15 protein-coding genes are annotated in these 20,089 nt (G+C 41.7%); 11 read left to right on the top strand and 4 right to left on the bottom strand.

Annotated elements, in window-relative coordinates:
• Positions 1–52: 52 nt before the first annotated feature.
• On the bottom strand, positions 53–757 hold the full coding sequence (locus tag ACLI08_RS08450; protein ID WP_411428044.1) for a DUF1003 domain-containing protein: 705 nt from the start codon (positions 755–757) through the stop codon (positions 53–55).
• 4 nt (positions 758–761) lie between these two features.
• Positions 762–1,844 (bottom strand): magnesium/cobalt transporter CorA, encoded by a 1,083-nt coding sequence (gene corA / locus ACLI08_RS08445; protein ID WP_411428043.1) that lies wholly within the window; start codon positions 1,842–1,844, stop codon positions 762–764.
• 76 nt (positions 1,845–1,920) lie between these two features.
• On the opposite strand from corA, the gene hutI reads away from it, so the two are divergent.
• The 10 genes from hutI (at position 1,921) to ACLI08_RS08395 (ending at position 14,167) form a co-directional block, all read left to right on the top strand.
• Positions 1,921–3,156 (top strand): imidazolonepropionase, encoded by a 1,236-nt coding sequence (gene hutI / locus ACLI08_RS08440; RefSeq protein ID WP_411428042.1) that lies wholly within the window; start codon positions 1,921–1,923, stop codon positions 3,154–3,156.
• Between the two features lie 74 nt (positions 3,157–3,230).
• Positions 3,231–3,518, top strand: coding sequence for a DUF3817 domain-containing protein (locus tag ACLI08_RS08435; protein WP_411428041.1), 288 nt, complete (start codon positions 3,231–3,233; stop codon positions 3,516–3,518).
• Positions 3,518–4,765 (top strand): mechanosensitive ion channel family protein, encoded by a 1,248-nt coding sequence (locus ACLI08_RS08430; RefSeq protein WP_411428040.1) that lies wholly within the window; start codon positions 3,518–3,520, stop codon positions 4,763–4,765. The genes ACLI08_RS08435 and ACLI08_RS08430 overlap by 1 nt, the downstream gene beginning before the upstream one ends.
• Before the next feature lie 39 nt (positions 4,766–4,804).
• The gene (locus tag ACLI08_RS08425) at positions 4,805–5,392 is read left to right on the top strand and encodes a hypothetical protein (protein ID WP_411428039.1); all 588 of its coding nucleotides are present in this window, start codon (positions 4,805–4,807) and stop codon (positions 5,390–5,392) included.
• A gap of 424 nt (positions 5,393–5,816) precedes the next feature.
• On the top strand, positions 5,817–6,515 hold the full coding sequence (locus ACLI08_RS08420) for a TlpA family protein disulfide reductase (RefSeq protein WP_411428038.1): 699 nt from the start codon (positions 5,817–5,819) through the stop codon (positions 6,513–6,515).
• A 160-nt stretch (positions 6,516–6,675) separates the two neighbouring features.
• Positions 6,676–7,227 carry a sigma-70 family RNA polymerase sigma factor gene (locus tag ACLI08_RS08415; RefSeq protein ID WP_411428037.1) on the top strand — a complete coding sequence of 184 codons (552 nt, stop codon included), beginning with the start codon at positions 6,676–6,678 and terminating at the stop codon, positions 7,225–7,227.
• Between the two features lie 128 nt (positions 7,228–7,355).
• Positions 7,356–8,285 carry a FecR family protein gene (locus ACLI08_RS08410; RefSeq protein WP_411428036.1) on the top strand — a complete coding sequence of 310 codons (930 nt, stop codon included), beginning with the start codon at positions 7,356–7,358 and terminating at the stop codon, positions 8,283–8,285.
• A gap of 124 nt (positions 8,286–8,409) precedes the next feature.
• The gene (locus tag ACLI08_RS08405; RefSeq protein ID WP_411428035.1) at positions 8,410–11,814 is read left to right on the top strand and encodes a SusC/RagA family TonB-linked outer membrane protein; all 3,405 of its coding nucleotides are present in this window, start codon (positions 8,410–8,412) and stop codon (positions 11,812–11,814) included.
• A gap of 27 nt (positions 11,815–11,841) precedes the next feature.
• Complete coding sequence (locus ACLI08_RS08400; RefSeq protein WP_411428034.1) at positions 11,842–13,359, top strand: SusD/RagB family nutrient-binding outer membrane lipoprotein; 1,518 nt, start codon at positions 11,842–11,844, stop codon at positions 13,357–13,359.
• A 361-nt stretch (positions 13,360–13,720) separates the two neighbouring features.
• Positions 13,721–14,167: a response regulator gene (locus tag ACLI08_RS08395; RefSeq protein ID WP_411428033.1), complete on the top strand. Its 447-nt coding sequence runs from the start codon at positions 13,721–13,723 to the stop codon at positions 14,165–14,167.
• Between the two features lie 70 nt (positions 14,168–14,237).
• Here the strand turns inward: ACLI08_RS08395 and ccsA are convergent, their stop codons facing one another.
• Entirely contained in the window at positions 14,238–17,384 is a 3,147-nt protein-coding gene (gene ccsA / locus ACLI08_RS08390) for a cytochrome c biogenesis protein CcsA (RefSeq protein WP_411428032.1), read from the bottom strand.
• 206 nt (positions 17,385–17,590) lie between these two features.
• Between ccsA and ACLI08_RS08385 the strand changes: the two genes are divergently transcribed.
• A complete protein-coding gene (locus tag ACLI08_RS08385) occupies positions 17,591–19,516 on the top strand; it encodes a M1 family metallopeptidase (RefSeq protein WP_411428031.1) in 1,926 nt (641 codons plus the stop codon).
• Positions 19,517–19,548: 32 nt separating this feature from the next.
• Here ACLI08_RS08385 and ACLI08_RS08380 read toward each other — a convergent pair whose 3' ends face one another.
• Entirely contained in the window at positions 19,549–19,893 is a 345-nt protein-coding gene (locus ACLI08_RS08380) for a hypothetical protein (RefSeq protein WP_411428030.1), read from the bottom strand.
• Positions 19,894–20,089: the final 196 nt, after the last annotated feature.

Below are 20,089 nucleotides of genomic sequence, written 5' to 3'. Positions count from 1 at the left end.
TTGGCATTTTGTTGAAACGTTCAATTTTACTTTGCTGAAAAGTCCACTTTTCTTATTCCTCCTTCTTCTCTACCCTTGCCAGTATATCGTTCATCATATCTATCTGAACTTTTTGTACCTCTATAAGTGTTTGTTCCTGGTGCAGTATCAAGTGATCCAGTTTTTCGTGCAGCAGCCTGATTTCCAGTTCTGATTTAAGGTTTACCATATAGTCGTTTTTGGCGCGGCTGCGGTCTTTTTCCTCCTGCCTGTTCTGGCTCATCATAATCACAGGTGCCTGTAACGCAGCCACACAAGACAATATAAGGTTAAGAAGTATAAACGGGTAAGGGTCGAATCCTTTATTAAAGAACACAAAGGCATTAATAAAAATCCACACCAACAGAAATACCACAAACGAAATGATAAACGTCCAGCTTCCGCCAAAGTCGGCCACCTTATCAGCTACGCGCTGCCCCAGGGTTAGGTTGGCACTATCTTCATCTTCATCAGGGTTGCCACTTACCAGGCTTTTATCGCGCATGGCCTGCACCACCCTTTTTTCAAGGTCGTCCAGCTGGCCTACTTCCCGCTGCAAAAACTCAGATATATACCGCTCCCGGTAGTCGTTTAGCTCACTAAGTGCAAGGTGGCAGTTTTCATCAAAATCAGGGTTATCCCTCTTTATCAGTTCAATAATTGGCTTCCGCACCAGTTTAGCCAAAACCTTTTCGCTTTGCGGAAACTCTTTTTTAGAAATATCGCTTATAAAATTCATACCGTTAAAACCAGTCTTTTTTCTTAAAATAAATTACCATCAGTATAATGGTAACCAACATAACGCCCAGCACTATATAGTAACCGTTATGGGTATGCAGTTCGGGCATGTTGTCAAAATTCATACCATACACCCCTACAATAAACGTAAGCGGCATAAAAATAACCGAAAACACCGTAAGGGTTTTCATAATCTCATTCATACGCTGCCCCTGAGCCGCAAAATGGAAGTTACTGGCACTATCGAGCGATACCAGGTCGTAATCGGTTTGATCCAGCAATTCCAGGCACTTTTGATGCAGGCGTGCAAAATATACGTGGGTAGATTTGCGAATGGTTTCATACTCCTCCTCATCGCGCACACTTTTAAGGCTCAGTAATGCCTCGCGCAATGGCGTTATGGCACGTTTTAAGAATACAAGATTGTCTTTGGCGTGTTCTATACCTTCAATAAAATTAGCCTTGTAATTTTCACGAGCCTGGTCGTTTAGCATGGATATACGTTCTTCATAACTTTCTATAGTTATAAAGAAATTCTCCATAATGGCATCGAGCATAAGATACAGCAGATAGTCGTTTTTCTTCTTCCTTACAATACCGGTGCCGGTACGTATGCGCTCGCGAATGTGGCTAAAGTAATCCCTCCGTTTTTCCTGAAACGAAATTATGGTGTTTCCCTTTAGCAAAAAGCTTACCTGTTCGGTTTTCACCATGCCTGCCTGTTCTTCAGGCAATACTGATTTTACACTAAAAAACAGTACATCGCCCAGTTCCTCTATACGGGTACGCCGGTGCACGTTAAGGATATCGCCCACTATAAGCGGCTCTATTTTTACAAGTTCGCCTATACGTTTTATAAGTTCTACATCGTGCAACCCATGCACGTTAAGCCACTTTATATCATGCTCTTGTTTAGGGTCGGAACACTCCTTCACTACCCGTTCCAGGTTTACGTTTTTATACTCCTCGTAGCCATCCTCATTAAAAACAAAGAGCTGCATTTGCACGGGATCTTCTTTATATTCGCCGTTATATTCAAAGTTATTGGGCTGTACCTTACGTACTTTGCTGTATTCTATCCTTTTCACAAAAAGTGCGGTATTTCTTTAGCATAAATATAGGAGTTTTTTAAAAGGGATGTTATTTTTACCAAAACTTTAAACCATGGCTTTACTTATAACCAACATAAAAGAACTATTACAGGTTAGGGATACGCCCACCGAAAAAGTGAGTGGCAGCGAAATGGCTACACTACCCACCCTGCACAACGCCTGGCTGCTGATGCAAAACGGTACCATAACCGGCTACGGTACTATGGAAACCTGCCCGGCCGACTTTAGCGGTGAAATAATAGATGCCACCGGAAAAACCGTACTACCCACCTGGTGCGACAGCCATACCCATTTGGTATACGCCGGTAACCGCGAGCAGGAATTTGTAGACCGCATAAACGGACTTAGCTATGAGGAAATAGCCAACCGTGGCGGGGGTATTTTAAACTCGGCAAAAAGGCTTAATGAAACCCATGAAGACGAGTTATACGAACAAAGCCGCAAGCGCCTGGAAGAAGTTATGCAACTGGGCACAGGAGCCATTGAAATAAAGTCGGGGTACGGGCTTACAGTTGAAGGCGAACTTAAAATGCTGCGCGTGATTAAACGCCTGCGCGAAAATTACCCTGTTGCCATAAAGGCTACGTTCTTGGGTGCACATGCGTTCCCAACCGAATATAAAGAAAATCACACTGCTTACATAGACCTGATTATTAATGAGATGCTTCCGGCTATTGCAAGTGAAGGATTAGCAGACTATATAGATGCGTTTTGCGAAACGGGTTACTTCTCAGTTGCCGAAACGGAGCGTATTATGGAGGCCGGAAAACAATACGGTCTGGAGGCCAAAATCCACGTAAACCAGTTTACAGCCATAGAGGGGATTGCCGCCTGTGTAAAGCACAACGCCCTAAGCGTAGACCACCTTGAAATTGTAAGCGATACGGATATTGAAGCCCTTAAAAACAGCCGTACCATGCCTGTGGCTTTACCTACTTGTTCGTTTTTTATAAGTATACCGTATACCCCGGCAAGGAAGCTGCTTAACGCAGGGCTACCCCTGGCACTGGCTACCGACTATAACCCCGGCACTACACCCAGCGGCAACATGAACCTGGTTGTAGCCACCGCCTGCATAAAAATGAAAATGACCCCGGAAGAAGCTATAAATGCCGCCACTATAAACGGCGCTTATGCTATGGGGCTAAGCAGCACGCATGGTAGCATTACGGTAGGCAAAAAAGCAAGTGTAATTATTACCAAACCGCTTAACTCGTTTTACGAACTACCGTATGCATTTGGCTCTAACCTTATAGATACCGTAATAATAAACGGACAAAAGATTTAACAGTATAACTAATGGTTTGGGCTTCTTAATACCAGTGTCCTTACCTACCTTTGCTAAAATTAACGACGTACATCATGACAAAATTTTTTAAGCTAATAGCCACACTGGAAGGGCTTTCGTTACTGGGTCTGTTTTTTGTAGCCATGCCCATGAAATACATTTACGGAAACGACAGCCTGATAAACCCCATAGGTACCGCGCACGGCTTACTGTTTGTAGCGTATATAATTTTGGCGTTTCTGCTAAAAGTGCAACAAAACTGGTCCATAAAAAAGTTTTTAATTGTAGCCCTGGCATCGGTAGTGCCATTTGGTACGTTTTACATAGAGTGGAAATACTTTAAAACACCGCAAAGCAACTAATGGATTTATTCCGCTGGGCATATCATCTGCTAAGGAAGCTGCATTTTACGCAGAGCGCTGCCGTGTATGGCAACCTTGCCGTAAACCTGATTGGCATAGCACTACTATCGTTAGTACTTTACCACGTGGCACGCCGCGCTTTTAAGTGGGTAGCCATAGTTATGGCCAGGCGTACAAGTACTTCGTTTGATGATTTTCTGGTGTTAAACGGTGTGCCTAAACGCACCGCATGGATAGCACCTTTGCTGCTGGTACAAAACACCGTTCCTTTAGCCCTGGAGGGTTTTGTGTACTGGGAATACCTTTTCAGTAAAGGCTTTACCATACTTACCCTGCTACTCGCCATACGTATTATAGGCAGCGTTATGCGATCGCTACGCGATTACCTGAAACAGCAACCCGGATATAACGACAAGCCCATAGACAGCTACATACAGGTAGTAATGATAATGCTGTGGATTTTTGCAGCCATTACCATGCTGCTTATTTTGTTTAACGTGCAGTTTGGCGCCCTGCTGGGTACCCTGGGTACGGTATCGGCAGTAATTATCCTTATTTTTAAAGATACGCTGCTGGGCTTTGTGGCAAGCATACAAATATCAGTTAACGACATAGTACGCATAGGCGACTGGATAACATTTGAAAAATTTGGTGCCGACGGCTATGTTACCGAAATTAACCTGGCTACCGTACGCGTACAAAACTTTGACAATACCTTTACCACGGTACCTACCTACAGCCTGATTTCCGACTCGTTTAAAAACTGGCGCGGTATGCTTAATTCGGGTGGCAGGCGTATAAAGCGCCACATACTGATTAAGGCGAACAGCGTTAAGTTTATTACCGAACCCGAAATTGAACGACTGAAAAAAATACAGCTGGTTACCGAATACCTTACCCACAGGCAGGCCGATATAGAAAAATACAACACAGACAACAACGTAGATAAATCGCTTGCCATAAACGGGCGTAACCTTACTAACCTGGGCGTGTTTCGTAAATACATAAACAGCTACATAGAAAACCACCCGGGCGTAAACAGCGAACTTACCATAATGTGCCGCCACCTGCAGCCTACAGATAAGGGTATACCGCTGGAAATTTATATGTTTACCAAAGACAAACGCTGGATAAACCACGAGTACATTATGGCGGATATTTTTGACCATATTATAGCTGCTGTGGGGTATTTCGACTTAGAGGTGTTTGAACTGCCCTCGCAGGGAAAAGAGGTTGTTGAGGGATAAATTATTTTATCGCATGCAAAACCAAAACCATCCACAAAAATGATTACCATTTCGAAAACTCGCTTACTCGCCTACATACTCTACACCTGTCTTGCACTGTTTATCATAAAGCTATTAATACCTGTAGGCGACCATAATTTTGGTATGGGAAAAGTAGTATTACTACTTTTGTTCGGTACTATATTTACTTTTCTGTTTTTAATGTCAGCAAGTAAGAGTATCTTCCGTATTATTAAAAAACAAGGAAGCTTCCGCTGGTATACTGCTGTTGTATTCTTCGTTACGTTAACTATTGCATTAATTACTTCGGAAGCCGATTACGGTAAATTTTGGACATCGGTACGCTTAGTAGGAACCACTAACTATGAACAATACAGCAAAGACGGAGAACTTATATTATTTAATAACGGAACATTTGAGGCACGTGTTATACATGTAGACTTTGGTGAGGTTTATACAGGAGATTACCAAATAAGCCACGACACAGTAACATTGATAAGACCAAACGTTATAACTAAAACTGAAAACACATTTTGTAACCGATATGTATTTGATGTAGCCCGTACTACACTATTACCCTTACAAAGTGGCTTCCGTGAAATACAAATACAACAACAGGGTAAATAATAAGTAGTACGGCTATAACTTCTCCCCATTAAAAAACCCCAACTGAATTCGAACAAACTTTTAACAAAACAATCAAAATACGATTAAATTTCCTACTAAATAAGTAAAATGTGTTATTTTAATCACAAACAAAAGGCAATAAAATCAGGTAAATAGTTAACGAATTGTATTTTATATACTACTTTATTACACATAATACAAAATACACTGGTTCAGTAAAATCAATTTTTTGTAATCAATTTTTAGATATTAGCATCATTACAATTTAACATTTTAACATTTCTACAAGGTTTTCGTGCATACACTTAAAAATATTCAAATTCATACTGATTATGAACATCTTAAAATATGCAAAAGTAACTGAGGCTGAATTTTATATACATTTATTAGGTAATTTTATAGTACCCCAATCACCGTATATATTATGAAGCAAATAATTACATATTACCTTCTATTTTTACTGCCGCTGTTTGGCTACAGCCAGGCAGACAGTTTGCAGTTTTCTAATGCCATACGCATCAATTTTGCCAAATACAAACAAGAGTCGGAAACTGCATACCGCACCGGCGATACAGAGCGCGGACAGTACCTGTTTGATTCGCTGGTGCAAAACCGCCTAAAGGGCACGTACTTCAACGAGTTTAAGTTTAAAAAAGTACACGGCGGCAAGTTTAAGCTGGAAAAAATTACCAAGCCCGTGGTGCTTATCACCTATGCATCGTGGTGCATACCGGGAACCGGCGAAATCCCTGCCATAAATAAACTGGCACAAAAGTACCGTAAAGAGGTGCAGTACGTAGTGGTATTTTGGGACAGGCGCCATGAAATGAAAAAAATGGCCGGTAAGTTTAGCCATAACGTAATTGTATGTTATGCACATGAATCGTACCGAAATGATGCCCCTATTGTAGCATCGTTAAAACATACACTGGGCTTCCCTACTGCTTTTTACCTTGATGACCAGCACCGGGTGGTAGACATAGAGCGCTGTGGTGGTGGCATCTCACTAAAAAAAACACAGTACCAAAAAGGATATGCACTTAACTACAATAAATATCTCGAAGGGCTACACGGGTTATTAATGAACTTCGAGCTTAAAAAAGAAATGCTGGCTGTAAAATAGCCGGCATTTCTTTTACTTTAATGTTACTTGTCCCCTAACCCTCACCTGCTTATAAGCAAACACCACTGCGGCTAAAACTTAACCAAAACATTACGTTCTGTTCTGCTGAAAAATAAACCACGGATTTAGCTTTGTCATATTTTTAACCGATAAGCTAAAAATGGCTACGAATACTTTTTTAAACAAAAAGTTGGTTTTTAATACCATATACACCGAAAACTGGAGGGGCCTGTACGTATTTGCATTAAAAATACTTCAGAATAAAGAATCTGCCGAAGACGTTCTTCAGGAAATATTCACCGATTTTTGGGTACGGATGGAACATACCGAAATTGCCAGCCACAAAGCCTATCTGTATCAGGCGGTAAGAAACCAGTGCGCCAAAAAATTTGCCAGTAAAAGCCTAACCACTGTAGAACTTGAACTGCTGGCGCAGTCTTTTTTACTTGCCGATGAAGAAGAAACTGCAGCAATACCCAGTGAAGAACTGGTTGAAGAAGTGTACAAGGCTGCCGAAAGCCTGCTGCCGCCCAAGTGCCACCAAATATTTACCCTGCGTTTTAGCCAGCAAATGAGCATAGCCGATATTGCATTGTTGTTAGAGATTTCTAACAGCACGGTAGAAAACCAAATTAATAAAGCCCTTAAAATACTCCGTAGCGAAAACATAGGTAACCTTGCTTTTGCTTTACTTATTGCCTGCGCAAACTAAGATTTACGTTACCTCAACGTTACGTGTTTTAACAAATTGTAAGGTTTCATTTTTGCAGTAGGTGCATAGCCTTTTTGCGGTACTTATATATAAACAAAGCTCATTTATATATAAAGCACATGGGTAACATGCATAAAAACATTTTTAAAAAATATAGCACCGGTAACGCCACGCCGAAGGAAGAAAAGGCGGTAAATATTTTCTTTGACGCCCTTGCCGAACAGCAAACTTTTGCTGCCGATGAGCTTACACCACAAACCGGCGCATTACTACTTAGTAAAATAGAAAAGCGCATAGCGCAGAACAACCGAAGGCCATACTTTAGGGTGGCTGCTGCTGCCGTGTTATTAATAACAGCAGGATTGTTATACTCAGTTTATTCAACGGAGCACCAGGCCGAAATGAAAACCGTTTCGGCACAGCTGGGCAAGCAGCAAAAAGTAATCCTGCCAGATGCATCTGTAGTATACCTTAATTCGGGTAGTAGCCTTACATACCCTGTAGCGTTTGATAAAGAATCGAGAGAGGTAACGCTAACCGGCGAAGCTTACTTTGAAGTAGAGCATAAAACCACGCACCCTTTTATAATTACATCCCGCCATTTAAAAACCCAAGTACTAGGAACGCGCTTTATAGTATCTAACTATTGCGGAGATGTAGCTGCGGTTACTGTAGTATCCGGAAAAGTAAAAGTTACAGACAAAAAATCAAATGCCTCAGAAATTATTACCAAAGGGCAACGGGTGGTTTATAATCCGGAGAAAGCGGCATTAACTAAAACCACTAATGTTAATACTACTAACTATCTCGCTTGGAAAGACGGTCGTATCTTCTTTGACCACGCCAATATTAAACAGGTATTGCAAACACTGCACCGCAGGTATAACGTAACGCTAAGTGTTAACTCGCCATATTACAACTGCAGTACCATAAGCGGCAGCTTTAAGGGTAACGACCTGCAAGGGGTACTTAGCAGCATTCGCTTTATAAACAACATGGACTATACCAGCCCACAAAACGACACCATTAAAATCACTCTTAAACCTTGTAAAAACTAATATGCCTATGATTGTATAAAAGACTACTCCCTGTTTACAAACAAAAAACCCGAACATGGCGGCCACCAATTATCGGGTTACAATTAATCGTTACAATTAACTAATAAACAAAGATATTACAATTATGTATCTTGACAGAAAAAAAAATACCGCAAGAAAAATTCTGCTTTTATTTTTTCTAACGCTGGGCTGCCTGCAACAGGCGCTCGCTATAAACACACACAACGCCCCCGGGCTGGAAACCACAAATGTAAAATTAACCACTAACGTTACCGACTTAAAGGTACTTTTTAAAGCCATAGAGAGTCAGACTACGTATTCTGTACTTTACACAGACGAGGTTACGTATCAAAAAACGAAAAACGCCGTTACTGCCGGAAACAAAACGCTTAAAGACCTGCTTGATGAAGCTGCGTTAAAATTTAACCTTGCTTACCTGGTAGCAGATAACGTAATTACTGTTAAAGTAAAGGCAGGCAATCAGGTAAAGAGCCAACAAAAAATAAAAGTTACAGGAAAAATTACCGACAGTAAAAACGAGCCGCTTCCGGGCGTTAGTGTTCTGATAAAAGGCACAGCTCTTAGTAGCCAAACCGATATGGACGGTAGTTACAGCATCATGGCAGAAGTAGGCCAAACCCTTGTGTTTTCTTACATAGGTTTTAAAACCGAAGAAAAAACTGTTACGCCTAACACGCTACTAAATATAACATTACAGGAAGAGGCTTCTCAGCTTACCGAAATGGTAATTACAGCACTAGGTATAAAACGTGAGGAAAAAGCACTGGGCTATGCCGTACAAAAGGTAAAAGGAAGCACCGTACAAACGGTTAAAGGTGTAGATGTAGCTACATCATTAACCGGAAAAGTATCAGGCCTTCTGGTAAAAAACAGTACCGAATTTACCGAAGCGCCTACCATAGAGTTACGCGGCGAAAATCCTTTGCTGGTTATAGATGGTGTACCTTATGGCAATATGACACTAAGAGATGTACCTGCAGATGACATAGAAACGGTAAGCGTACTTAAAGGTGCTACGGCATCGGCGCTATACGGTTACAGGGGTGCCAGTGGTGCTATTGTGGTTACTACCAAAAAAGGCGGCACAGACAGAGATGGGCTTAGCGTAAGCTTTAACAGCAGTACCATGCTTACCGCAGGCTATCTGGCAATACCGAAACAGCAAACCACCTTTGGCCGACAAATAAATGCGGCTACAAATACCTATACAGGCACCGGAGCCTGGGGCGTACCTATGGAAGGCCAGCAGGTAATACAATGGGATCCTGTTACAAAATCATACCAGTCTATGCCTTACCTGGCACGCGGTAAAGACAATTTTAAAAACTTTCTGCAACAAGGCTATATATTTAACAATAACCTTAGTATAGCGCAACACGGCGAGCACGGAAATATACGCTCATCGGCTACGTGGGTAAACAACCGCGGCCAGTACCCTAACTCTGAGTTTGACAAGTATACCTATACGCTGGCAGGAGATATAAACATAGATAAATTTAAGTTTACATCATCTATATCATTAAATAAGCAAACTTCGCCAAACATAGGTTTTAGTGGTTATACCGCTTACGACCCTATGTACAACATTTTGGTTTGGTCTGCTCCTGATTACGACATCCGCCAGTACAAAGACTATTGGCTGGTAAAAAACGAATCGCAAAACAATAGCTATACCGGCACAAACAACAACCCTTATTTTGACCGTAACGAGCGTATACACAGCCTGGACCGCCAGGTGTTTAACGGGTTTATGTCCGGTACATACGAAATCGCTCCCTGGCTAAATGCCACACTACGCGCCGGTTTTGACACCTATAATAACCAGCAGGTAATACGGGTTTCAAAAGGATCGCTGGTTTCGGCCGGGGCTGCTACGGTAATATTAAACGGAGCACAGGTTTGGGGAGAATCGTTAAAGGGTTCGTACAGCGAGGGTTTAGGCACAGGTTACAGTGTTAACCAGGATTTCCTTTTAACGGGTAACAAAAAATTTGGCGATTTCGACATCGACGGGCTTTTTGGAGAAACAATTTATTACACGCAAGATAAAGGTATAGAATCTCAAACCCAGGGCGGGCTTTCTATTCCGGGATTCTATTCTATTAAAGCGTCTATTAATGCACCACTGGTAAATTCATCGGTTTCAAAAAGACAGGTAAACAGTATATACGGGCGCCTGGGCGCATCATGGAAAAGCATGGTGTTTTTAGAAGGAACCCTTCGTAACGACTGGAGCTCTACCCTACCGCAAGCCACACGTTCTTACCTGTACCCATCGGTAGCGGCAAGCTTCCTTCCATCAGAAATATTACCGAAATACGACTGGCTTTCGTTCTGGAAACTGCGCGGCTCATGGACGTCATCTAAAACTCCTGCCGGCGTGTACGATATTAACTCGGTGTATACTATTAACAACAACGCATGGGGAAGCAACACCTCTGCAACCTACCCAGATACGGTAAGAAACAGTACAGTAAATCCGCAGGCGTCAGACACGTGGGAAATTGGTACTGCATCGAGCCTGTTTAAAAACCGTTTTTTGTTTGACTTTACCTACTACTCTAAGCGTATGTATGATTTCCTTACCGCTACAGGGGTAAGCAGCGCTTCGGGCTTTAGCTCTAACTATGTTAACACAGGTGAAGAAATAACCCGCAGGGGAATAGAAATTACGGCTAACATAACACCTGTAAAACTACAGGACTGGCAGTGGGACATTACGGCAAACTGGTCTAAATACGCCCGATACTATACAAAACTGGATAGTAAGTTTTCTGCAAACAACCCATGGGTAAAGGTAGGTAATCGTGTAGATGCCTTTGTACTAAATGATCTCCAGAAAGATAACAACGGAAACATGATCTATGAAAACGGATTACCGGTGTACTCTGCTTATCAATCGGTGTACGGATATGCAGATCCTGACTGGATATGGGGACTATCATCTGCCCTACGATACAAAAACTTTACGCTAAACGTGTCGTTAGACGGACGTGTAGGAGGCCTTGCGCAAAGTACTACCGAAATGTACATGTGGCAATCAGGTAACCACCCTGATTCTGTAAACGACATACGCTATAAAGATGTAACAACAGGAACCGCTAACTATGTGGGCAGTGGAGTGAAGGTAGTTTCGGGTAGTGCCACCTACGATGCTTTTGGTAATATCACTTCAGATACAAGGCAATACGCACCAAATGATGTTCCGGTAACGTACCAAAGCTACATACAAAGAATACACAAAGGTACAGCATGGGGCGGCGCGCCATCTCCGTACGATACTTACAGTACAACATTTATAAAACTACGCGAACTATCTATAAGCTATAACGTACCACAATCGGCATGTAAGTTTATAGGCGCTAAGAGCGCAGCGGTATCTGCCATTGGTCAAAACCTGTTTTTATGGGCTAAAGACTTTAAATACTCTGATCCAGACAGCGGCGTAGACAATTTTAGCGATCCATCGCAGCGCTTTATAGGCGGTAACCTGAAACTTGAATTTTAATAGTCGACATAATAAATAATGACGGACATGAAAAAAATTATTGGAGCAATAGCCATAATGCTTACAATTACCGGCTGCAGCAATTTTGACGATATAAATACCAACCCTAATACACCTACCGAAGTAAGTGCTTCATTATTGTGTACAAATATTATACTTAGTGTAACCAAGTATCAGGGCGCCGATGCAAAAGCGTACATATCAGACAACGCCCTGCCAAAATATGTAGCCTATGCTAATGAAGGGCAATTGGGCACCCAGTACAACTTTATAAGTAACGCAAGCTTTGGCAGCATGACCATACTGCCCGATGTAGAGAAAATGCTACAGGCAGCACAAGGAACACCAGCCGAAAATTCTTATAAGGGTATTGCGTACTTTGTAAGGGCTTACACATTTTATTTGCTTACCATGAAAATGGGCGATATACCGTACAGCGAGTCAGGACAAGGGGCTTTAGGCAACTTTAAGCCAAAGTACGATACCCAGAAACAGGTTTTCCAGGGAATACTAACAGAGTTGGAGGAAGCAAGCGCAGCCTTTGCCGCCGGGGCTACATTTGCGGGAGACCCTACCCCTTTTGCCGGGGATAATACTAAATGGCAGCGTGCGGTAAACGCTTTTGAGCTTAAAGTATTAATGAGCCTGAGCAACAAAGCTAACGATGCAGAACTACGCATACCGCAGCGTTTTGCAGCTATTGTAAACGACAATAAACTGCTGGAAAATGCTAACCAATACCTTGGGCTGGAGTATAACAGTGTAAGCAGGCATCCGTTATACAGCACTAACGATATGTTTACGGGCCGTACAATTTTAAGTACCACGGTGGTAGATAACCTTAAATTGCTTAACGACAAACGCCTGTATTATTTTGGGGAGCCTGCCGAGGCTAAAAGGATAGCAGGTATACCGGCTACAAGTCCTGATGCGTATGTAGGGGTAGATACTGCCATAGACTACGCAGGGCTAAATGCTACGTATGCTACAGGCACCTACTCCAGGATAAACCTTAAATACCAGACCGATCAGGCCAGCGAACCGCGCCGCATGCTTACTTATGCAGAACAGCAGCTTATTTTAGCTGAAGCGCGCATACGCGGATGGATAAGCAGCGGTACTACACAGCAGTATTACGAAAGTGGGGTTAAAGCAGCACTTACTATGGTTATGAATTCTAATGCGGCATACGCGCATGGAAACGCCTTAACCCAGGCCGATATTGACGGTTATTTTACCGGACAGGCTGCTTTTGCTACGTCTCAGGAAAACCAGCTGATGCAGATAGGGCTGCAACGTTACCTGCTTAACTTTTTAATGGACGCAGATACCGCTTATTTTGAATACAGAAGAACGGGTTACCCTGCGCTTTCTATAAATCCGGCTACAAGCCTTAATGTAAATAATCCTGCTGCAGTGCCGGTGCGTTACCTATACCCCGCTTCAGAACTTACATTTAATGCAGAGCACTTAACCGAAGCACTTAACGGGCAATTTGGCGGTTACGATGAAATAAATAAGCGTATGTGGATTTTATCGCAATAAAAAAGTACACTTTATTACATAGTGGTTGTTTATTATTTTAATGCGTGGGGCTGTTTATTAAGTTAAACAGCCTCTTTTCATATACATAGTTTTAATAGTAATTATACTACAGAAACAATGTTGCTTTTAAAAAAATGCAACATTGCCAAAGGTATGTTATAAAGATGAATTTAAACTAATAAACTAAAGAAAACGCTACATTTGAAATAATATTTTTCACATTTTTTTAACACAAAAACAAAAAAATATTTACGCATAACTTAAGATCAAAACTAATTTTTATTTCCCATTAAATTTTTATTAATTTGCAGTAGCATTTGAGATTTCTCAATGTCTTAACAATCAAAAAAACCAAAATTTGATGAGACCAAATCCTCTGCACATAATGCTTGCCGATGACGATGAAGATGACCGTTTATTTTTTAAAGAGGCTTTTGAAGATGTAAAAATTGAGTACGCCTTAAGCACATTCCATGACGGGGAACAGCTTATGAACTACTTAAACGACCATGCCAACGCGCTGCCACACATTATTTTCCTTGATTTAAATATGCCAAGGAAAAGCGGTTTAGAATGTTTACGGGAAATACGGGCAGATGAACACCTTAAAAAAATCTCGGTAGCCATTTACTCTACCTCTTCTGCGGAACAGGATATTGAGGAAACGTTTGAAGCCGGAGCTAACGTATACATAAGGAAGCCTAACGACTTTAACATGCTTAAAAAAGTACTTAGTGATGTAGTACACATTAACTGGCAATACATAGCCGATGGTTTAAATAAAGATAACTTTATACTTAGCCTTTAATTTTTTATCGTATAAAACAAAATACCCTGATAGTTTTCTATCAGGGTATTTTGTTTTATACGGTATGCTGTTACTTGGCTTTCTTCAGGTACTTGTTGTATTTTACGTAAGCAAACCCTCCTATTACAAATGCGCCAAGCGCCATATAAAAGAAATACGCCGGTGTACGAACCTCGCCGCTGGCGTAGCTGTGTAGCCCGGTAAGGTAGAAGTTAACCCCAAAATATGTCATAAGTATAGAGGCAAACGCAAGTACGGTAAAAAAGTTGAAAATCCAGGTACCGCGTAGCGCAGGTACAAATCGCATGTGTATAACAAAAGCATATACCATAATACTTACAAGCGCCCAGGTTTCTTTAGGATCCCAGCCCCAGTAACGGCCCCAGCTTTCATTAGCCCACTGCCCGCCAAGAAAGTTACCTATGGTAAGCATAACCAGTCCTATGGTAAGCGCCATTTCTGTAACGTAGGTAAGCTCTTTTATATTAAGATCCAGTTTTTCTTTATTGTTTTTGTTTACAAACATCATTAACACTAACGACACTAAACCTAAAATTGTACTTAGTGTAAAGGGACCGTAACTACCTACAATAACCGCAACGTGTATCATAAGCCAGTACGAGTTTAAAACCGGTACAAGATTACCTATCTCAGGGTCTGTCCAGCTCCAGTGCGCTACCATCAATACCATTGATGTTACAAAGGCTGTAGAAGCCACCGTAAGTTGCGACTTACGCCCAAACGCAAGCCCGAAGAACATTGTAGCCCACGCTACATAAATAACCGATTCGTAAGCGTTACTCCACGGTGCATGCCCGGAAATGTACCAACGAGCAATAAGCCCCAGTGTGTGCAGTAAAAACAAAAATCCTATGATTCCGTGGAATGTATTAACTGTTATATTAATCCATTTACGGGTATAAAAAATCTTTAAAATGGTAAATACTAACATCAGTAATCCGGCATACAGGTAATACTGAAACAACTTTTTAAAGATATCGTACTTGTTGTACATTATCTCTGCTTCTACTTTATCTTCAGATGGTATTACCGAAGCACCAAATTTCTTTTGGTAAGCAGAAAGTGCTTTAAGTATATCATCGGCGGTTTTATAGTTCTTGCTCTGTACTGCGGCGCCCAACGATGAAAAATAATACGGAACAATGTTACGTATGGTATCCAGCCCTTTTATATTACCCTGCGCGGCTTCCGGGTACGATGCCCATTTGTTACCCTTATCGCCGGGTATAGGCAGTATGCGCATTACCTGGCCGGTAAGCGCCCAGTTAAGCAGGCGTATACGCTTATCCAGGTTTATAAAGTCTTGCTGTACAGAAGTAACTTCTCTTTCATGGCTGGCATCGTTTAGTATCTTATCCAGCTTGTAGTTACCCTGCTCGTCAAAAAAGTCGGCTAGTGCTGCATACTTTGTCCCCTTTTCTATACCGGCAACTTTATAAATGCTGTCGTTTTTTGTTACCATGTATATTACCGGCACCTCGTACCACATACGGTCCATAAGTGCCATAGATAAAAATGCCTGGTCAGCATTCATACCACGATAAGTATCGCTATGGCTTACTTTACGAAGCAACTCTGAAGAAAAGGTATTGGCAGGTTTCATCCTTCCACCGGCATCCTGTATAATAATACGGCCAAATTTAGCCGCGTGTTCTTCGCTAACTTTATACTTTTCAAAAATAGAATCAAGCTGTTTATCTGTAGGGCGCTGGTGTGTATGATTATGCCCATCGCCTTCGGTATGGTTGTGCTGTGCCGAAGCAAACAAGGACACAAACAAAAGAATGGCACTGGCCATAGCCGCTTTCTTTTCTTTTATTTTGTCGAGCTTCTTTTTAAGGTCGCCAAAACGTGTATTTTTATCAAACATAATTACCATAAGGCCTGTATATAAAAGAAAGTAACCAATGTAAGAAAGCCATGTACCCCACTGGTCGTGGTTTACCGAAAGCTTAGTACCCTTTTCATCAGGATCGTAACCGCTCTGGAAAAATCGGTATCCCCTGTAATCCAGCACGTGGTTCATATAAATATGGGCGTCAAATTTCTTTTTGTCCTGCGCGTCGTCTACCACCACTTTACTTTCAAAGGATGCATAGCCACCTTCGCTGCCCTGCATACCCGGGTATTTGTTTGCTATAAAGTCTTTTAACGTAACCGAGAACGGAAGCTCATAGGTTTTACTACCGTACATAAGTGTAAAATCAAGCTTACCGATTTTAAATGCTACCGGCACACCTATTTTTTCTTTACCGCCAAGCAGTGTAATTTCTTTTTCTTCGCCCTGGCTTTTTACAGTAAGTACAAGTGCAGCATCATCTTTGGTTTTAAAATTACCATTTGATTCATACGCCACCTTACCCTTAATGGCAGGCTCAGGAAATACAAACATAGCCCCAGCCACCTGGTACAGTGAACGGAACATAAGCGGCTGTGCCGCATCTTTCAGCACTTTACCCTGCATCCTGTCAGCCATGCGCATAAAGCTTCCTTCAAAAGGAGTGGTAATAGTGTAGTTATCTCCGGCTTTTGTAATGTTTACAGCACCCGCAGTAGGTTTATTAAACGCAAAAAGTATATTGTTAATACTCTGCACCTCGCCAGCCTTCAGGAAACGGTCTTTACGCTGCCCGGTGCTTTGCTCTACCATTTTTATATACTCAGTACCATTAGGGTCTGTTTTAACCACTTCTTTAGCGCCAAGTATAAATTTTTTATATTCTACCTCAAAAGGAATATCAGCAAAGTCATTCTTTATGCTAAAGTAGTTAGAGGCTATAAAAGGCACCTCGTGGCTGCTCATTAAAATCTTTTCTTCAAATGTGCGGCGCATGGTCTGTCCTTTATAGTCGCCATCTACCATTATGGTAAGATAGGGCCTGTCGCTGTAAAAATGCGTTTCGGTGGCACCTTCACGTATCGGCATCATGCCCTCGTAACTAATATAACGGGTAACAAATGCACCTATCAAAATAAAAATAAAGGAAAGGTGTAGCAATAGCGTAGCCCATTTTTCTTTCTTATGAAGGCTGTAGCGCTTTATGTTCCCGAAAAAGTTTAGCACAAACACAAACATTATTGCCTCAAACCACCATGCATTGTAAATGAATACACGTGCGGTTTCGGTGTTATAGGCATCTTCTATAAAAGTTCCTATGGCCATTGCTGCGGCAAAAACCACAAATAAAACGGCCATTAATCGGGTTGATGAAATGAAGGATATAACTTTGTTCATTGTAGTATACAGAGGTATTGAAAAAACGATACAAAAGTACTCAAAACTTTAGTTTTTCGTGGCTCATCATATCTTAAAATTCGTAATTATTTAGATAATTCAGTATTCAACTTACAGGCAAGTTAGGTATCTTTGGCGCAAGCATAACCTTGTATAATTGTATATTGATGAAAACATCAAAAATTGCCCTGCTGGCCTGTTTTAGTTCTATGGCTGTTTTTTCGCAGGAGTTTGAACCTAATAACCAACAGAAATTTGACGATGCTTTGTACAGCCGTGGCAATACCTACCGCGCTGCAAGCGGCGTGCCCGGCCCGCAGTACTGGCAAAACAGCGCCAGCTATGTAATAGAGGCCGAGCTGGATGATGTAGCAAACACGGTTAAAGGTAAAATGACCATGACCTATATAAACAACAGCCCGCAAGAGCTGGATTATATATGGATGTATGTAGAGCAAAACAGGTTTACCGAAGACTCCAGAGGTACCCTTACCACCCCAATAAAAGGTAACCGTTACAATGGCGATACCGATGGCGGATTTAGAATAACATCGCTATCAGCCAAAAGCAAAGGTGAAGAAAGCAGCCGTTTCCTTATAGACGACACCCGTATGCAGGTATACTTTAATGCCCCTATTAAGGCAAATGGAGGCAAAGCTACCGTATCGTTAAACTTTGAGTTTAAAATACCTGAGGCCGGCATGGACCGTATGGGCCGTCTTACTACCGAAGGTGGAACCACCTACTCTATTGCACAATGGTATCCTAGGGTAGCCGTGTATGACGATGTTAACGGGTGGAATGTGGAGCCGTACCTGGGTGCAGGAGAATTTTATGTAGAGTATGGCGACTTTGATTACAAGGTAACAGTGCCTTATAACCATATTGTAGTAGGTTCAGGAGCGCTGGTTAACGCTAAAGAGGTACTTACTAAAGAGGAGTACAACAGATACGTGCAGGCACAAAACAGCGATAAAACGTTGTACATAATATCACCTGACGAAGCGGGGAATGCTGCAGTAACGCGCCCGGTAAAAAACGGAAAAGTTACGTGGCATTTTAAAATGGAAAACACGCGCGATGTGGCTTTTGCTTCGGCGAAGAACTTTATTTGGGATGCCGCACGCATAAACCTGCCCAGCGGAAGAAAAGCATTGGCGCAATCTGCCTACACTAAAGAAGCAGATGGCAAGGAAGCATGGGGCCGAAGTACAGAATATGCTAAAGCCAGTATAGAGCACTACAGCAATACCTGGTTTGAATACCCTTACCCGGCTGCCGTTAACGTTGCGAGTAATGTAAGCGGTATGGAATACCCGGGACTGGCGTTTTGTGGCGCTACAAGTGCAGGAGCCGAATTGTGGGACGTTACAGACCATGAGTTAGGCCACAACTGGTTCCCTATGATTGTGGGTACCAACGAAAGGCGTTATGCCTGGATGGACGAAGGCTTTAATACCTTTATTAACTATTATAGTTCTACAGCGTTTAATAATAACGAATACCCAAGCCTTACTGCTCGCAGCCGTATGCACACGCCATGGCTAAAAAGCCGCTACCGCGAAAGCATAGCTACCTACCCTGATATTGCACGCTCTGTAAACCTGGGCTACACTGCCTACTACAAGCCTGCAACGGGTATGATTATGCTTAGGGAATATATACTGGGGCACGACAGGTTTGACTTTGCATTTAGAAGCTACATAAAAAACTGGGCGTTTAAGCACCCTCAACCCTCAGATTTTTTTAATGCCATGAATAACGGTGCCGGTGACAACCTAAACTGGTTCTGGAAAGGGTGGTTTCTGGGCAACGGAAACATAGACCTGGGGATAAGCGAAGTAAGCGAAGACAAAGCAGGGTATATTGTAACGTTTACCAATAAAGGCGACATACCTATGCCGGTAGTGTACAAGGTAACGTATGCAGACAATACCAGCGAAACCCTTAAGCTACCCGTAGAAATATGGTACAGGGGTAACGAGTGGCGTCACCTGATAAAGACCTCTAGAAAAATTAAGTCGATTGATATTGACCCCGGGAGGTTTATTCCGGATGTAAATCTTTCTGACAATATATGGGAAAAAGAATAACAAAAAGGCAGCTGTCTATAGCTGCTTTTTTGTTATGCCTGAGCTAACACCTGAAATTTAGCATTAAAATCTACGACCTCTACAGGGGCGTGTATATCTATGCTTGAAGCCAGCTTAGGAAACAATTTATCTTTACTTATTAAATCAGCGGGATTAAGCGCGGTTTGTAACAATATAAAAGTGGTAAAATCAGTAATGTGAGATAAATAATTTTTAAGTTCTTCGCATACACCGGTATCCCGCCTTGAGCTGACTATTACAGCGCTGCCGGATTTAAGCAGGTCTTTTGCCGATGCCCAAAGGCTTTTATTTTGGCTTACATTTAAAAGAGATAACGAAGATGAAGGGAGTTCTAAAACTACAAAATAACTATCCATAAACTGTTGCATTTTACTAAAGCAAATCTATACGCAAGTTACCGCTTTAAACATGACAAAAATCATCTGCACAGCAATATAACCAAAACACAACATTATGACTTATAACAAAACAATAAATAAACTGAATATCAATCCGATAAAATATTGAACGAAAAAAAAGTAAATTCAGTTAATATTTAAATAACGTAATTTA

It is taken from the genome of Flavobacterium sp. RNTU_13 (assembly GCF_046614455.1).
Classification (GTDB): domain Bacteria; phylum Bacteroidota; class Bacteroidia; order Flavobacteriales; family Flavobacteriaceae; genus Flavobacterium.
The sequence above is the reverse complement of the archived record's forward strand: the minus strand, read 5'-3'. Positions and strand labels throughout refer to the sequence as shown.

Coding starts and splice junctions, on each gene's coding strand:
- ACLI08_RS08450 (WP_411428044.1), bottom strand. CDS start 757: ATGAATTTTATAAGCGATATTTCTAAAAAAGAGTTTCCGCAAAGCGAA.
- ACLI08_RS08415 (WP_411428037.1), top strand. CDS start 6,676: ATGGCTACGAATACTTTTTTAAACAAAAAGTTGGTTTTTAATACCATA.
- ACLI08_RS08380 (WP_411428030.1), bottom strand. CDS start 19,893: ATGGATAGTTATTTTGTAGTTTTAGAACTCCCTTCATCTTCGTTATCT.
- ACLI08_RS08385 (WP_411428031.1), top strand. CDS start 17,591: ATGAAAACATCAAAAATTGCCCTGCTGGCCTGTTTTAGTTCTATGGCT.
- ACLI08_RS08410 (WP_411428036.1), top strand. CDS start 7,356: ATGCATAAAAACATTTTTAAAAAATATAGCACCGGTAACGCCACGCCG.
- ACLI08_RS08420 (WP_411428038.1), top strand. CDS start 5,817: ATGAAGCAAATAATTACATATTACCTTCTATTTTTACTGCCGCTGTTT.
- hutI (WP_411428042.1), top strand. CDS start 1,921: ATGGCTTTACTTATAACCAACATAAAAGAACTATTACAGGTTAGGGAT.
- ACLI08_RS08395 (WP_411428033.1), top strand. CDS start 13,721: ATGAGACCAAATCCTCTGCACATAATGCTTGCCGATGACGATGAAGAT.
- ccsA (WP_411428032.1), bottom strand. CDS start 17,384: ATGGCCGTTTTATTTGTGGTTTTTGCCGCAGCAATGGCCATAGGAACT.
- ACLI08_RS08435 (WP_411428041.1), top strand. CDS start 3,231: ATGACAAAATTTTTTAAGCTAATAGCCACACTGGAAGGGCTTTCGTTA.
- ACLI08_RS08425 (WP_411428039.1), top strand. CDS start 4,805: ATGATTACCATTTCGAAAACTCGCTTACTCGCCTACATACTCTACACC.
- ACLI08_RS08405 (WP_411428035.1), top strand. CDS start 8,410: ATGTATCTTGACAGAAAAAAAAATACCGCAAGAAAAATTCTGCTTTTA.
- ACLI08_RS08430 (WP_411428040.1), top strand. CDS start 3,518: ATGGATTTATTCCGCTGGGCATATCATCTGCTAAGGAAGCTGCATTTT.
- ACLI08_RS08400 (WP_411428034.1), top strand. CDS start 11,842: ATGAAAAAAATTATTGGAGCAATAGCCATAATGCTTACAATTACCGGC.